11 protein-coding genes are annotated in these 15,136 nt (G+C 73.9%); 10 read left to right on the forward strand and 1 reads right to left on the reverse strand.

Features of this window, described 5'->3' with window-relative positions; all coding sequences use genetic code 11:
* Nucleotides 1-12 precede the first annotated feature (12 nt).
* The 5 genes from J2S42_RS13270 (at nucleotide 13) to J2S42_RS13290 (ending at nucleotide 5,451) form a co-directional block, all read left to right on the forward strand.
* Entirely contained in the window at nucleotides 13-1,059 is a 1,047-nt protein-coding gene (locus J2S42_RS13270; protein WP_307239017.1) for a sugar ABC transporter substrate-binding protein, read from the forward strand.
* 79 nt (nucleotides 1,060-1,138) lie between these two features.
* Entirely contained in the window at nucleotides 1,139-2,320 is a 1,182-nt protein-coding gene (locus tag J2S42_RS13275) for a GGDEF domain-containing protein (protein WP_307239019.1), read from the forward strand.
* Between the two features lie 85 nt (nucleotides 2,321-2,405).
* Nucleotides 2,406-3,014: an RNA polymerase sigma factor gene (locus J2S42_RS13280; RefSeq protein WP_307239021.1), complete on the forward strand. Its 609-nt coding sequence runs from the start codon at nucleotides 2,406-2,408 to the stop codon at nucleotides 3,012-3,014.
* A complete protein-coding gene (locus J2S42_RS13285) occupies nucleotides 3,011-3,751 on the forward strand; it encodes a hypothetical protein (RefSeq protein ID WP_307239023.1) in 741 nt (246 codons plus the stop codon). The genes J2S42_RS13280 and J2S42_RS13285 overlap by 4 nt, the downstream gene beginning before the upstream one ends.
* Before the next feature lie 182 nt (nucleotides 3,752-3,933).
* Entirely contained in the window at nucleotides 3,934-5,451 is a 1,518-nt protein-coding gene (locus tag J2S42_RS13290; protein WP_307239025.1) for a GGDEF domain-containing protein, read from the forward strand.
* Nucleotides 5,452-5,496: 45 nt separating this feature from the next.
* On the opposite strand, the gene glnA is transcribed toward J2S42_RS13290, so the two are convergent.
* Nucleotides 5,497-6,849, reverse strand: a complete 1,353-nt coding sequence (gene glnA / locus J2S42_RS13295) for a type I glutamate--ammonia ligase (RefSeq protein WP_307239027.1) — start codon at nucleotides 6,847-6,849, stop codon at nucleotides 5,497-5,499.
* 264 nt (nucleotides 6,850-7,113) lie between these two features.
* On the opposite strand from glnA, the gene J2S42_RS13300 reads away from it, so the two are divergent.
* From J2S42_RS13300 to J2S42_RS13320, 5 genes are all read left to right on the forward strand, one after another.
* Nucleotides 7,114-7,947 (forward strand): hypothetical protein, encoded by an 834-nt coding sequence (locus J2S42_RS13300; RefSeq protein ID WP_307239029.1) that lies wholly within the window; start codon nucleotides 7,114-7,116, stop codon nucleotides 7,945-7,947.
* Between the two features lie 68 nt (nucleotides 7,948-8,015).
* The gene (locus J2S42_RS13305; protein WP_307239031.1) at nucleotides 8,016-9,836 is read left to right on the forward strand and encodes an NAD+ synthase; all 1,821 of its coding nucleotides are present in this window, start codon (nucleotides 8,016-8,018) and stop codon (nucleotides 9,834-9,836) included.
* A gap of 109 nt (nucleotides 9,837-9,945) precedes the next feature.
* Entirely contained in the window at nucleotides 9,946-10,782 is an 837-nt protein-coding gene (gene panB / locus J2S42_RS13310; RefSeq protein WP_307239033.1) for a 3-methyl-2-oxobutanoate hydroxymethyltransferase, read from the forward strand.
* 126 nt (nucleotides 10,783-10,908) lie between these two features.
* Entirely contained in the window at nucleotides 10,909-14,553 is a 3,645-nt protein-coding gene (locus tag J2S42_RS13315) for a hypothetical protein (protein ID WP_307239035.1), read from the forward strand.
* A 284-nt stretch (nucleotides 14,554-14,837) separates the two neighbouring features.
* Nucleotides 14,838-15,104 carry a DUF3040 domain-containing protein gene (locus tag J2S42_RS13320; protein ID WP_307239037.1) on the forward strand — a complete coding sequence of 89 codons (267 nt, stop codon included), beginning with the start codon at nucleotides 14,838-14,840 and terminating at the stop codon, nucleotides 15,102-15,104.
* Nucleotides 15,105-15,136 lie beyond the last annotated feature (32 nt).

The following is a 15,136-nucleotide window of genomic DNA, read 5'->3' on the forward strand; positions in this document are numbered from 1 at the left end:
TTGAATTGGGTCATGAGAACCACTCGCCGTCGGGTGCTGGCCGGGTTGGCGGGGCTGACCGTGCTCGGCGCGTGCGGCGATCCCCGGGGTGCGGGGATGCCGAAGATCGCGTATCTGGTGCCGGACACCGCGTCGAACTTCTCGATCGAGCTCGGCCTCGGCTACCAGGCCGGCGCCGCGCGGGTGGCCGGTGTGGAGATGTCGGTCTCCGGCCCGCAGGTGGTCGACGGCGCACGCCAGGCACAGCAGCTCGAGGAGCTGGCGGACGACCGGATCGACGGCATCTCGGTCACCACGCTCTCCCCCGAGCTGCTCGCCCGGCCGATGGCCGCGGCCACCAAGGCCGGCATTCAGCTGATCGCGGTCGGCGTGCAGCCACCGCCGTCGTCCGGCGTACCGCTGCTGGTCGGCAACGACAACTACGAACTGGGCCGGATGCTGGCGGACGAGATCATCGCCCGGCTGCCGGCGAACGCGACCGGGACCGTGGTGCTCGGTACGATCGCACCCGGCGTGCCGACCATGGACTTCCGAACCCAGGGCATGCGCGACCGGTTCGTGGAGAAGCTGCCCGGCGTGACGGTCACCGGGCCGTACGACACCGCGCAGGACGTACCGGCGAACCGGGCCGCGTGGGCCCGGCTGGCCGGCGCGAACCCGAACGCGCTGGCGTTCCTCGGCAACGGCGACCCGGACGCGTTCAACCTGGCGTCGGTCCGGGCCGAGCTGGGCGGGCGCTGGCTGACCGGCGCGTTCGACCTGGACGCACAGTCGCTGGCCGGGGTGCGCGACGGGCACCTCACCGCGGTCGTCTCGCCGGAGCACTACCTGAAGGCCGCGGTCGCCGCCTGGATCCAGGCCGAGCACGCGAAGAGCGGCGAGCCGCTGCCGGAGGGCTGGGTCTACGTCCCCGGCCTGCCGGTCACCACGGAGAACGTGGAGTCGGTCATCGTCCGGCAGGCGTCCGCGGAGGCGCGGGCCGCCCAGCTCGGCGCGCAGGTCGAGCAGCTGATGGCGGGCGCCCGGTCGGGTCCCCGGCCGATCACCGATGCCCGCTGAGGCGAACGCCTCAGCCCGTGCCGGGCCGGACCGATCGGACACCCACAGGGCCGCACGAGCCGTACGGGAGGTGGGCCGCATGCCGGCGCGGTTCACCGGCGGGCGCGGCGCCGCCCGGATGGCGATCGCGGGCCTGGCGCTGAGCCTGCTCGCGCTGGCCGCGCTCGCCATGGCCTCGAACCTGGTGATGCAGCGCGCCACGTCCGGCGTCGGCCGGCTCAACCAGATCAGCGACGAGTGGGGCCAGGTCTTCCAGAGCCTGAACGCGGAGCAGGACGCGATGCGCGACTATCTGCGGGCCGGCAGCGACGTCGGGCGCAAGCCGCTCGCCTCGGTGATCGGCGGTGGCGAACCGCACCTGCTCTGGCTGTCCACGCACGCGGACGCGGACGACCGCCAGGCGGTGACGGTCGTGCTGCCCGCGTACCGGTCGTACGGCACGACGCTGCACCGGATGATCGAGCTCGGCGACGGCGAGGCGACCACGGAGCTTCAGCTGCAGGCGGCGCAGGCGGACCTGGCCGAGCAGGCGCTGCGGAAGCAGATCACCGCGCAGATGGATCGCACCCGGCTGGAGACCACCGCGTTCCTGGAGGTGGCGGAGACGCAGAACAACCGGCTGCGTACCGCGTCGCTGGTCATGATCGTCCTGGTGCTGCTGCCGCTGGGCCTGTCGGCCGCCGTGCTGGTCGGCTACCAGCGCCGGATCGAGCGGCAGGCGGAGGCGAGCCGCTACCAGGCGTTGCACGATCCGCTCACCGGCCTGGCGAACCGGCTGCTCCTTCACGAACAGACCGACCGGGCGGTACGCGAGGCCGCGCGCCACGACGACCGGATCGCGCTGCTGCTGATCGACCTCAACCGGTTCAAGGAGGTCAACGACACGCTCGGCCACGCGGTCGGCGACCTGCTGCTGCAACGCGTCGCGGAACGACTCAGGACGGCGGTCCGCGACTCGGACACGGCCGCGCGGCTCGGCGGCGACGAGTTCGCGGTGCTGCTGCCGCGGCTGTCCACGACCGGCGACGCGCTCCTGGTGGCGCGGCGGATCGCGGACGCGTTCGCCGAACCGATCGTGCTGGACGACGGCCAGGTGCTGCGCAGCCACGGCAGCATCGGCATCTCGATCTTCCCGTCCGACGCGTCGGACGCCAGCCAGCTGCTGCAGCACGCGGACATCGCGATGTACGCGGCGAAGCGCGCCGGCCTCGGACCGACGATCTACACGGCCGCGCTCGACGAGGAGCCCGCCGCGCTGTAACACTTTCCCGCCGTCCGGCGCTGGGACATGAGGGGCCTTCGGCCTCCGGTCCGGCAACCGGACACATCAGGCGGGGAGGCGTTGCATGCAGCAACCGGAGGACCTCGACGTCGCGCTGCGCGCCGCGCAGTCCGGCGACGAGGAGGCGTTCCGGCTGCTCTACCGCGTCCAGCAACCAGTCCTGCTGCGCTACCTGCGCGTCCTGGCCGGCGACGACGCCGAGGACGTGGCCTCCGAGGCGTGGCTGCAGATCGCCCGCGACCTGGCCGGCTTCTCCGGCGACTGGGACGGCTTCCGCGGGTGGACCGCGACCATCGCCCGGCACCGCGCCATGGACAGCCTGCGCGCGCAGCGCCGCCGCCCGGTCTCCGCGCTGCCGGTCGAGGCGCTGCCCGAGCCGCGGCTGACCACCGGCGAGGACGCGGCCGACCGGGCGCTCGAACTGCTCGACACGGAGGCCGCGGTCGCGCTGATCGCGGCACTCCCCCGCGACCAGGCCGAGGCTGTGATGCTGCGCGTGGTGATCGGGCTGGACGCGAGGGCGACCGGGCGGATCCTCGGCAAGCGTGCCGGTGCGGTGCGCACGGCGGCGTACCGGGGACTGAAGACGCTGGCCGAACGCCTCGCACCGGCGGCCCGCCCGGTGCACCGGGTGACACATTCGGCGACCCCGGCGCTGAGGGAGGTGAGATGAGCGGAGAGAAGATGGACCTCACAGCGCGATCCCAGCTGGACGCGCTGCTCGCCGCCGCCTCCGCACCCGCGCCGACCGACCGTGAGCTGCCCGGTGAGGCCGCCGCGCTGGCCGCGTTCCGGGCCGCGCGAGGCGCGCCACCGGCGCCGCACGGCCGCCGGTCCGTGCCGCGCGACGTGCTGACCCGCGTGCTGACCGCGAAGATCGCCACGTTCGGGCTGGTCGCCGTGGCGGGTGTGGGCAGCGTCGCGCTGGCCACGGTGGCCGCGCCGGCACCCAACGGCGAGACGAGGCCGGCGGCGCCCGCACCGGCCCGTACGCAGTCCATGCGCGCGCTGCCGTCCGCGACCTCGGCCGGCACCCCGGCCACGGCGCCGGCCGCGCCGCTCGCCGTGCCCTCGCCGCCCGCCGGGCGCCAGTGGCCGGACCGGGACGCGCCCGGCCCCGCCCAGCTCTGCCGCGAGCTCGGCGGCATGGACGACCGGCAGCGCGGCCGGGCGCTGCGCGATGCCCGCTACCGCGATCTGGTCCGCGACGCGGGCGGCAGCGACCGGGTCGGCCGGTTCTGCGACGACCGGCGGCGCGACCGCTGGCAGCCGCCGGCCGGCCCGTCCGGTCACGACGACTACTCCGGCTCCCCGGGCTCTCGCGACAGCGAGGAGAACGGCTACCCCGGCGGCAGGCCGAGCACGCCTCCCAGCGTCTCGCCGGCCCCCAAACCCCCGCCGCGGGGGTAGCTCCGGCGCCGGCGGGGGTGGACCACGGCAGCGTCCACCCCCGCCGGTCGCCGACGACGGCCGTCCCGTGGGCGGTCCTGACCCCGCCCGCGGGCCGGCCGATCCACCGCCGGGACCGGCGGCACCCGATTTGCACCCGGGACCGGCATGCGGCCGCACCCCGGACGGCGTCGACTGGACACATGACCTCGCGCGGACCGATGACGGCGCTGCGGCGCGGCACGCTCGCGGCCGCGGCGCTGCTGGCCACGTTCGCCACCGTGCTCGCGCTCCGGCCCGCCGGGGACACCGGCATGCGGGCGTTCGGGGACCTCGCGCTCACGCTCCCGCCGCTGGCCGCGGCCGTGGCCGGGCTGGTCCGGGCGCGGTTGACCACCGGGCCCGCCCGGTACGGCTGGCTGCTGATCGGTGCCGGCTGCGCCGCGTGGGCCGGTGGACAAATCGTCTGGTGCTGGTACGAACTGGTCACGCACCGCCCGTCCCCGTACCCGTCGATCGCCGATCTGGGTTATCTGGCGTTCCGGCCGCTCGTGCTGGCCGGCGCCGCGATGCTGATCAGCCGGCGTGCCGGGGTGTGGCGGACGCTGCTGGACGCTCTGATCATCTCCGGCAGCGTGCTGGCGACGGCCTGGCCGTTCGTGCTCGGCCCGGCGATCCTCGGCGAGAACATCACCACACTGGAATGGGTGGTCGGCGTCGCGTACCCGGTCGCGAACGTCACGCTGCTCAGCATGGTCGTGCTGCTGCTCGGCCACGTCCGGCCGGATATGCGGCGCAGCGTGGTGCTGCTCGGCTGCGGCGTGCTCGCGCTCTCCGCCGCACACGCGGTCTACGCGCTGCTCGTGGTGACCGGGTCGTACACCGCCGGCGGCTGGGTCGACACCGGCTGGTTCGGCGGCTTCCTGCTGATCGCGCTGGCCGCCGTGGCCGCGCCGCGCCGCCCTCGGCCGGACGCCCGGCAGGACGCGCCCGGCTGGGTGGTGCTGCCGTACGTACCGCTGGGTCTGGCGCTGGTCACGTCCGTCTCGGTGACGGTCCGCGACGGCGAGCCCGGCACGTTCCTCTACTGCCTCACCGTGGCACTGGTCGCGCTGGTCACCGCGCGGCAGCTGATCAGCGCGCGGGACAACCTGGTGCTGAACCGGCGCCTGAACCGCGCGCTCGGCGTGCTCCGCGACCGCGAGGCGCAGCTGGAGCACCAGGCGTTCCACGACCCGCTGACCGGGCTGGCCAACCGCGTGCTGTTCGAGGAGCGGGCCCGGCACGCGATCGCGCACCAGGACCGTTCCGGCGAGGCGATGGCGCTGATCTACATCGACCTGGACGGCTTCAAGGACGTCAACGACGGCCTCGGCCACCAGGCCGGCGACGCGCTGCTGGCCCAGGTGGCCACGCGGCTCACCCAGTGCGTCCGGGCGTCGGACACGGTCGCCCGGCTCGGCGGCGACGAGTTCGCCGTGCTGTGCGAGCGGATGGCCGCGGCCGGGGACGACGAGATCGTGGCGGCCCGGATCGTGGAGCGGCTGTCCGACCCGTTCGACCTCTCCGGCACGCCCGCGGTCATCGGCGCCAGCGTCGGTCTCGCCCGCCGGCAGCCGCACGTGTCCGGCCTGGAGGCGCTGCTGCGGGCCGCGGACGCCGCCATGTACCGCGCGAAGACCACGGGCAAGGGCCGGGTCAGCCTCGCGGAGGCCGGATAGCGCCCGGGCCCCGGACCGTGCGGTCCGGGGCCCGGGCTCAGCGATCTACAGCGCGCCGAGGTAGCGCTGGCGCTCGTACGGCGTGACCTCGCGCCGGTACTGCTCCCACTCGCTGCGCTTGTTGCGCAGGAAGAAGTCGAAGACGTGCTCACCGAGCACCTCCGCGACCAGTTCCGAGCCGGCCATCGCCTCGACCGCCTCGGACAGGTTCTCCGGCAGCGACTCGTAGCCCATCGCCTTGCGCTCGTCGTTGGAGAGCGACCACACGTCGTCCTCCGCGCCCGGTGGCAGCTCGTACCCCTCCTCGATGCCCTTGAGGCCGGCGCCGAGCATGACCGCGAAGCCGAGGTACGGGTTGACCGCGGAGTCCAGCGAACGGATCTCGACGCGGGCCGAGTTCGGCTTGCCGTAGGCGGGCACGCGGACCAGCGCGGAGCGGTTGAGGTGACCCCAGCACACGTACGCCGGGGACTCGGTGATCTGGTTCGGCAGCTGCTGCGGGAAGAGCCGCTTGTACGAGTTGACCCACTGGTTGGTGACCGCGGTGTACTCCCGCGCGTGCACCAGCAGGCCGGCGATGAACGCCTTCGCCACCTTGGAGAGCTTCATCGGGTCGCTGGCGTCGTGAAAGACGTTGCGCTCGCCCTCCATCAGCGACAGGTGCGTGTGCATGCCGCTGCCGGGCTGGTCGGTGAACGGCTTCGGCATGAACGTGGCGCGCACGCCGTGCGAGAGCGCCACCTCCTTGATCACGTGCCGGAACGTCATGATGTTGTCGGCCGTGGTGAGCGCGTCCGCGTACCGCAGGTCGATCTCCTGCTGGCCGGGCGCGACCTCGTGGTGGCTGAACTCGACGGAGATGCCGAGCCGCTCCAGCGCGAGCACGGCCTGGCGGCGGAAGTCCCGCGCGACCGCGTGCGTGGTGTGCTCGAAGTAACCGCCGGTGTCGACCGGCGTGGGCAACGAGCCGTCCAGCGGACCGTTCTCCAGCAGGAAGAACTCGATCTCCGGGTGCGTGTAGAAGGTGAAGCCCTTCTCCGCGGCCTTGGAGAGCATGCGGCGCAGCACGTGGCGCGGGTCGGCCCAGGACGGGCTGCCGTCCGGCAGCAGGATGTCACAGAACATCCGCGCGCTCTCGCCGCTGACGCCGCCCTCGAACGGGAACACCTGGAACGTGGTCGGGTCCGGCATGGCGACCATGTCGGACTCGAAGACGCGGGCGAAGCCCTCGATCGCCGAGCCGTCGAAGCCGATGCCCTCCTCGAAGGCGGACTCCAGCTCGGCCGGCGCGACCGAGACGCTCTTCAGCGTGCCCAGCACATCCGTGAACCAGAGCCGGACGAATCGGATGTCGCGCTCTTCCAACGTACGGAGCACGAACTCCTGCTGTCGGTCCACCTCTTTACCCCTCGCAACGACGTGCCTGTAGTCCCGGACGGCCGCCGGATATGGGGTGCCGACCGCCTGCTGGAGACCTTACGCCCACCTGGGCCGGACGGCCTGGCGCACGGTGCAACCCGCACCGGAGCGCTCAGCGGCGCCAGTGTCCCCCGGTTCGGTTTCGTACGTGTTACGGAGCATTTGGACACGCCGATACCGCCGCCCCGCGCGCAACCTGTCCGCCTCGCAGCCGTTGGTACCAATCGGACGGAGGGAGCGCACATGCGACACCTGAGCGGGCGGCCCCTGACGGTCGCCGGTGGCCTGCTGCTCGGCCTGCTGCTCGCCGCCGTCCTGCTGGCGCTGAACGTGATGGGCGTGCACGTGGACGAACGGCCGCCGCCGCGCGCCGCCGAGTCCGCCCGGCCGGGCACGCCGCTCACCGGCAACCAGCCCGAGCTGACCCGCGCGCTGCTGTCCCGCGCGGACCTGGGCGAGCGCTTCACGCCCGCGCCGACGCCGTCGACGACGGTGACCACGGCCACTCGCCCGCCGGAGCCCGCCGAGCCGCCCACCGCCGTACCGTCCGCCCCGGTCGCGCGCGCGGAGCGCTGCCGCACGCTGTTCGACGCGCCGTGGGAGCTGGTGCCGACCGGCCTCGAGCTCACCGATCAGGCCATGACGGACCTCAGCCCCTCCGGCGGCGGTACGGGTGGGCGCGCGCCGGCCCTGCCGCTGCTGCCCCGGCTGCGGCAGACGCTGTCGATGTTCGCGGACGACGGCGCGGTGGCCGCGTACGACGCGATCCGCACGTCGGTCGCGGACTGCCGGACGTTCGAGACCACGCTGGAGGACGGCACGCCGGCCACGATCTCGCTCCGCGAGCTGGAGGTGGCCAGCGGCGGCGCGGACGGCGCGTACGCGGTCCGGATCACCGCGGTCGGCGGCGACCGGACGCTCACCGGGTATCTCGCGGTCGGCCGGGTCGGTCAGATGCTGTCCGTGTTGCGCACGGTAGGCCCGGAGGGGACGGTCGACTCCGGCGACGCGGATCTCACGCTCGATCTCGCGGTCGACAAGATGGAACTGATCGAGGGCCTGATGGACTCGGACTGAGTCAAACGTGGTCCGGTTAACACTCCCGAATGCGGCGTTACCGGGGTCCGGCAGGGAAAGATGAGCACATGCCCACGTTGCGACTCGCGCTTGCCCAGGTGAACCCGACCGTCGGAGACATTCCGGGAAACGCCGCGCTGGTGCGCCGCTGGACGCGCGCCGCCGCCGACTCCGGCGCCCACCTGGTGGCGTTCCCGGAGATGATGCTGACCGGCTACCCGGTCGAGGACCTGGTCTACCGCGAGTCGTTCGTGGCCGCGTCCCGCGCCGCACTCGACGCGCTCGCCGCCGGCCTGGCCGCGGACGGTCTCGGCGAGCTGCCGGTGGTGGTGGGCTACCTGGACGCGGACGGCCCGGCCCGGATCCGCGCGGACGCCACGCCCGGCCGCGGCCCGCGCAACGCGTCCGCCGTGCTGCACGGCGGCACGGTCGTCACCCGCTACTTCAAGCACCACCTGCCGAACTACGGCGTCTTCGACGAGGACCGCTACTTCGTCTCCGGCGACGACCTGACCGTGGCGCGGATCGCCGGCGTGGACGTGGCGCTCACCATCTGCGAGGACATCTGGCAGGCCGGCGGCCCGTTCGCGGTCGCCCGGGAGGCCGGCGTCGGGCTGGTCGTCAACATCAACGGCTCGCCGTACGAGCTGGACAAGGACGACGTGCGGCTGCCGCTGGTGCAGCGCCGCGCGGCCGAGGCCGGCGCCACCGTGGCCTACGTGAACATGGTCGGCGGCCAGGACGAGCTGGTCTTCGACGGCGACTCGATGATCGTGGCCGCGGACGGCACGCTACTGGCCCGCGCGCCGCAGTTCACCGAGACCATGCTGATCCACGACCTGGAGCTGCCCGCGGCCGGCTCCGCGCCCGCCGCCGCACCCGGGACCGCGCCCCGGCCGGCCGCATCCGGCGAGGCGCCCGGCGGCGAGGTCACCGGCGCCGGCCGCGCCGAGATGGGCATCGTGCGTGCCGTCGTCTCGGACACCGCCCCGCCGCTGGACGGCACCGGCCTGGAGGGCGGCATCGTGGAGCGGTGCGTCGCGGAGGAGGAGATCTGGCGCGCGCTGGTCCTCGGCCTGCGCGACTACGTGGAGAAGAACGGCTTCCCGTCCGTGGTGCTGGGCCTCTCCGGCGGCATCGACTCGGCCGTGGTCGCCACGATCGCGGCCGACGCGCTCGGCGGCCGGCGCGTCACCGGCGTCTCGATGCCCAGCGAGTTCAGCTCCGAGCACTCCCGGGACGACGCGGCCGACCTGGCCAAACGACAGGGCGTGGACTACCGGGTGCAGCCGATCGCGCCGATGGTGGACGCGTTCCTGGCCAACCTCACGCTCTCCGGGCTCGCGGTGGAGAACCTCCAGGCCCGGGTGCGCGGCATCACGCTGATGGCGCTCTCCAACCAGGAGGGCCACCTGGTGCTGACCACCGGCAACAAGAGCGAGCTGGCGGTCGGCTACTCCACGCTCTACGGCGACTCGGTCGGCGGTTTCAACCCGATCAAGGACGTGCCGAAGACGCTGGTCTGGAAGCTGGCCCGCTGGCGCAACGAGGAGGCGCTGCGCCGCGGCGAGACGCCGCCGATCCCGGAGAACTCGATCTCCAAGCCGCCGAGCGCGGAGCTGCGCCCGGGCCAGCTCGACTCCGACTCGCTGCCGGACTACGAGGTGCTGGACGCGATCCTGGCCGGCTACGTGGACGGCGACCTGGGCCGGGACGGCCTGGTCGCGGCCGGCCACGACCCCGCGGTCGTCGATCGCACGCTCCGCCTGGTCGACATCGCGGAGTACAAGCGCCGGCAGTCCGCCCCCGGCACCAAAATCTCAATCAAGGCGTTCGGAAGGGATCGACGCCTGCCGATCACGAACCGATTCAGTGAAAGAAGTTCGTAACTCGTGTGAAATCTTCCACTACCTCTCCGGACCCGGCGCTCCCGGTGGGACGATTCCGCTAGGAGCCCGGGGACCGCGAGCGCGGCCTCGAGGTGAGAGGAGACTTCCGATGACCGAGGACATCCCCACGCTGTACGGCATCGCCGCCAGCCGACGCGTCCGTACGCGGGATCTGATCGCCGCGAAGCAGCGCGGCGAACGCTGGCCCATGCTGACCTCGTACGACCAGTACACCGCCGCCATCTTCGACCAGGCCGGCATCCCGGTGCTGCTGGTCGGCGACTCCGCCGCGAACAACGTCTTCGGGTACGAGACCACCGTCCCGGTCACGGTCGACGACCTCCTCCCGCTGGTCCGGGCCGTGGTCCGTGCGACCAGCGGCGCGCTCGTCGTCGCCGACCTGCCGTTCGGCTCCTACGAGGAGGGACCGACCCAGGCGCTGCGCACCGCGGTGCGGTTCATGAAGGAAGGCGGCGCGCACGCGGTCAAGCTGGAGGGCGGCACCCGCGTCGCCGCGCAGATAGCCGCGATCACCGGTGCCGGCATCCCGGTGATGGCGCACATCGGTTTCACACCGCAGAGCGAGCACGTGATCGGCGGCTACCGCGTCCAGGGCCGCGGCGAGGACGCCGACCGCCTGCTCGCGGACGCGCGGGCGGTCGCCGAGGCGGGCGCGTTCGCGGTCGTGCTGGAGATGGTGCCGGGCGAGGTCGCCAAGCGCGTCACGCACGAGCTGGAGATCCCGACCGTGGGCATCGGCGCCGGCCCCGACACGGACGCACAGGTGCTGGTCTGGCAGGACATGGCCGGCCTGCGCACCGGCAAGGCACCACGCTTCGTCAAGCGCTACGCCGACCTGGCCGGCGAACTGACCCGCGCGACCCGCGCGTTCGCGGACGAGGTCCGCGGCGGCGAGTTCCCGGCCGGCGAGCACACGTTCGACTGACGCGAGCCCGCTCAGGGCCGCCGCGGTGGCGATCCTGAGCGGCGCGTTCGCTCCCGAACCGGTCAGGCCCCGGCCGAACGGCTGCGCTTCACCGGCGCGGCCGCCGCGACGGCCGGTGTCCGCACGATGCCGGAACGGGCCGCTGCGGTGCCGGCCGGTCCGGACTTCGTCGCGGGCTTGCTGGTCGCGGCGCCGCCGGCCGCGGCCGCCGCGGTACGGCCGGTCGCCTTGATACCGGGCGCCGTGCCGGCCGCGGTCTTCCGGGCTTCGGCTTTCCGGGGCGCGGCCGGCCTGGCCGAAGCCGGCTTGGCCGCGGCAGCCGGTCTGGCCGCAGACGGCTTGGCCGCCGGCCGTTGTGTGGCGGAGACAGCCTTGCCCGGCGACGCGGCCACCGCGTTCCGGCCCGCGGCCGCCTTGGCCGGCGTCACCTTGTCTCCGGTCCGGCTCGGTACGGCACCGTCTCCGGACGACCTCACAACCGCCTTCTTCGCGGCAGCCACCGTCCCCGGCGTCACCTTGTCCGCCGCGGCCCTGCCCGGCGAGGTCTCGCTTGCTGTCACCTTGCTCGCCGCGGCCTTGCCCGGCGTGGCCTCGCCAGCCATGTTCCGGCTCGCGGGCGACTTCGCCACCGCGTTCTTCCCGGGTGCGGCCTTACCCGGGGTGGCCTCGGCGGCCGTGTTGCGCTTGACCGGCGACTTCGCCACGGCGTTCTTCGCGGCGGCGGCCTTGGCGGGGGTGACCTTGTCGGCGGTTGTTCCGGTAGCGGCTGACCGACCCGCCGCGGCGCCGGAGGCGGTCGCACGGGTCGCCGTGGTCCGCTTCTTCGCCACCGGACCCGCCGCCGAGATCTTGGTTGCCACCTCGCGAGTCGCCGCGGTCCTGGCGGCGGCCTTCGCTCCCGCGGCCCTGGCCGCCGGAACCGTCACCGCCCGGGACGCCGGAGTCGTGCCCGACTCCGCCGGAACCGCCTTCCGCGACCGTCCGCCGGCGGTCACCTGCTTCGCGGCACCCCGGGTCCCGCCGGTGGTCGTCCTCGCGTTGCCGGTACCCGCCATGGACTCGGTCCGGCCCGTGCCGGCGGCGGCTTTGGCCGCTTTCGTCGCTCTGGTCGCTGCCGTGGTGGCCTTTCCTCCGGTTCGGCCGGCATTCGTCCCGGCCGCCTTGACCGCCTTCGCCGTACCGACCGCCTTCGCCGTACCGACCGCCTTGACCGTTCCCGCGGCGGTGGTGGTCTTGGCCGGTTTCGCGGTTCGGGTGCTCGCCGCGTTGGCGGCCGCCGCTTTCCGTCCCGCCGCGGTTCCGGCACCGGTGCTCTTGACCGCCTTCATTCCCGGCGCGTTGGCCGCCGCGGCGGCCCGGCCCGCGCCGGTTCCGGTCCCGGCGGCCTTACTCGCCTTGGTCACCCGCGCACCGGCCGCGTTGCCAGGCGGCACCGCCTTCCCTGTGCCGCGCGACGTGACCCCGGCCGCGTCACCTGCCGCCGCGGCCCGGCCCGCGCCGATCCCGGCTCCAGCCGACTTCGCCGCCCCACCGGCGGCCCGGCCTGCACCGGCACCCATCCCGGCCGGCTTCGCTGCCCTGGTCATCCCGGCAGCCCGCCCGGTCCCGGCGCCCGGCGCGGCCGACTTCGCCGCCCGAGTCGCCCCCGCAGCAGCCCGTCCGGCGCCAGTACCCGTCGCGGCAGACTTGGCCGCCCCCGCGGCAGCTCGGCCGGTCCCGGCGCCCGTCCCGACAGACTTGATCGCCTTCGTCGTCCCAGCGGCGGCCCGGCCGGTCCCGGTGGCCGGCGCGGCGGACTCGGCCGCCTTCGTCCCCGCCGCGGCCCGGCCGATTCCCGCACCCATCGCTACGGACTTGGTCGTCCCAGCCGTGGCCCGGCCACCGGCGGTCGTGGCGGCCTTCGTGGTGCGGCCGCCGGTCGTTCCGATGGCCGAGCCGGCCCGGAAAGTGCCGCTACCGGCGGCCTTCTCCGACGTCGTCGCCCGGTTACCGGCCGCGTTTCCGGCCGACGCGGTTCGCCCGGTTCCGATACCGGCCGCGGTGCTCCTGCCCGCCTTCGCCGGCCCGTCGGCGGTCGCGGCCGCGCGCCCGGCGGCGGTACCGGCACCGGCTTTTCGCGCCGCGGACCCGGTGGCCGCACTCCGTCCCGCGCCGGTCGCGGTGCTCGTGCGGCCCGCCGTGGCCGCGCCCGAACGGGTCTTCGCGGTCTCCACGTCCCCGGCCGTGAAGGACGCGGCCTTGGCGCCGGACGACCGGGCACCCGACCGCGACGTCGCCGCCGCCGACCGCACATCGCCCGCGTCGAACGCGGCCACCGAGGCCTTGGCACGAGACGTGCGACCGGCGGATCCGCCCGCGGATCGGGAGATCACGCTGTCGAGATCGTCGGCGCTGTCCGCGGCCTTCCGCCCCGCCGACCGCATCTTCGTCGCCGCCGAGCGTGCCTTCGCGGACGCGGCGGTCGCGGTGTCCGCGGCCCGTTCTGCCGCCTTCCGCGCGGTCGCCGTGGCCTTGATCCCGCTCTCGGCCGACTTCCGCGCGGCGCCTACGGCCCCGGTTCCGTTCGTGGCCGGCTTCCGCGCCGCGCCCCCGGAACCGGCCCCGCCGACAGCGGACATCCCCGCCGTGCCCGGCCCGATCCCGTTCGCGGCCGAGCCGCCGGAACCGGTGCGGTTCGCAGCGGACTTCCGCGCGGTGCGCGTGCCGCCGCTTACGGTCTCGACGGCGGAAGACTCGCGAGACTCACCGGCAGACCCAGAAGCATCACGCTTTTTACGGATATTTCGTCCCAGCAACGAAACACCGTTCAGCATCCCGGCACCACCCGGGTCCGGGGTGACGGAGACGCCGGGCGTGTCCGATCCGCTGGGGGCGGCGCTTCGTCCGCGCGATGTCGTCCGGGCGATCGCCGGCACCCGCGTCGCCCGGCCCATCGCCGGTGCCGTCGGCTCGCCCACCGCGGAGACCTCCGGCGACGGCGTCACGGCCGCCTCCGCGATGGACGGCATCGGGGCCAGGCCGGTGGCCGGCGCGTTCCGGTCGTCCGCCGCCATCGCGGCACCCGACTCGCCCGGCTCCATCGGGGCGATCGGCTTTCCCGCCTGCTCCGGTGGCTCGCCGAGCGGTGGCATCGCGGCCGCGGCCGTGCCCGGCCCCATCGAGATCGCGCCCGTCCGCTCCGCTTCCGGCAGGATCGGCGCGCTGTCGTCCGTACCGTCGGAGGGGTTCGACGTCCGTGCGGAGCGGGCCGGACGCGCGCCGGCCGACCCGGACGAGCGTGATCCGGCGGCGCCGCCGGAGGCGGACGTGGCTCCGCCCGCGGGGCGGGAACCGGCGGCACCCGACGACCTGCCCCGCGCGGGCCGGGCCGCGGATCCGCCGTCCGGAGCCGGGGAGTCGGTGGAAGGATCGGTGTCGCGGGCCGATCGCGAAGACGTGGTGGCCGAGGTCCTGGTGGACTTTCTCGCTGCGGCCATGGTCGGTCCTCCCTGGGACTTCTGTGCATGCGCCATCGCGCCCGGTACCACGTACCGGGGCGGTCTTGTTACGGCACGGTTCCGGCTGCCGTTCCGGCCTAACGCTCCCCCGTCCAGCGTGCGTCCTCGGCCTCCCACGCCTCGTTGCGCTCCTGGACCTTCTCCAGGGCGTGCGAGGCGTCGTCCGCGGAGGCGAAGGGGCCGATCCGGTGTTTGGCCGGGCACAGGTCGGGCTCGGTTTCGACCCGGTTGTGCCGTATGCACCAGAAGAAGCGGCCGACACTGTCGCTCATGACATCACTGTGCACCGCAAAGCGGCCATGCGCTACCGATTCGCGCAAATAGCCGGTTCGCCTCCACGGTAGAGGCGGACGGGCCGTCTCGGGCCGAGTCGCGGCAACCGGCGGCGAAGCCACCCCATCGGATGACAGAGTCGACTCCGGGCCCCGGCTTTCGCGATGTGCACCGCGTTGGCGCGAACGGCATGATCTGCGACACAGTGGGGTATCGAGGCCCAACCGTTCCGGCGTCAAGAACGTGTCGGGAAGGTCGGGACGGCGCAACAGGAAGGCGGCCAGCATGCTCAGTCAGGAGGACAACCGCCGGCTCACCGAGATCGAGGAACATCTGGTCCTCACGGATCCGGCCTTCGTGGCGCGGATGCGAGCCACGCGTGGCAATCGCCCGGGCATCGGCGCCCTGGCCGGCATCGCGCTCATGTGGGCGGTCGTGCCGATCATCGGGGTCGCCGGCGGGCTGGTGCCGGCGCTGATCGCGGGTCTGGCGTTCGTCGTGGGCACCACGCTGGTGCTGCGCCGCCCGTTCCGCCGGGCGAAGACCGCTTAAAAAAGACCTACGAATTGCCGAGGGGGTACGGC

Source organism: Catenuloplanes indicus (genome assembly GCF_030813715.1).
Classification (GTDB): Bacteria; Actinomycetota; Actinomycetes; order Mycobacteriales; family Micromonosporaceae; genus Catenuloplanes; species Catenuloplanes indicus.

Coding starts and splice junctions, on each gene's coding strand:
- J2S42_RS13270 (WP_307239017.1), top strand. CDS start 13: ATGAGAACCACTCGCCGTCGGGTGCTGGCCGGGTTGGCGGGGCTGACC.
- J2S42_RS13275 (WP_307239019.1), top strand. CDS start 1,139: ATGCCGGCGCGGTTCACCGGCGGGCGCGGCGCCGCCCGGATGGCGATC.
- J2S42_RS13285 (WP_307239023.1), top strand. CDS start 3,011: ATGAGCGGAGAGAAGATGGACCTCACAGCGCGATCCCAGCTGGACGCG.
- J2S42_RS13300 (WP_307239029.1), top strand. CDS start 7,114: ATGCGACACCTGAGCGGGCGGCCCCTGACGGTCGCCGGTGGCCTGCTG.
- J2S42_RS13320 (WP_307239037.1), top strand. CDS start 14,838: ATGCTCAGTCAGGAGGACAACCGCCGGCTCACCGAGATCGAGGAACAT.
- panB (WP_307239033.1), top strand. CDS start 9,946: ATGACCGAGGACATCCCCACGCTGTACGGCATCGCCGCCAGCCGACGC.
- J2S42_RS13280 (WP_307239021.1), top strand. CDS start 2,406: ATGCAGCAACCGGAGGACCTCGACGTCGCGCTGCGCGCCGCGCAGTCC.
- J2S42_RS13305 (WP_307239031.1), top strand. CDS start 8,016: ATGCCCACGTTGCGACTCGCGCTTGCCCAGGTGAACCCGACCGTCGGA.
- J2S42_RS13315 (WP_307239035.1), top strand. CDS start 10,909: ATGCCGGAACGGGCCGCTGCGGTGCCGGCCGGTCCGGACTTCGTCGCG.
- J2S42_RS13290 (WP_307239025.1), top strand. CDS start 3,934: ATGACCTCGCGCGGACCGATGACGGCGCTGCGGCGCGGCACGCTCGCG.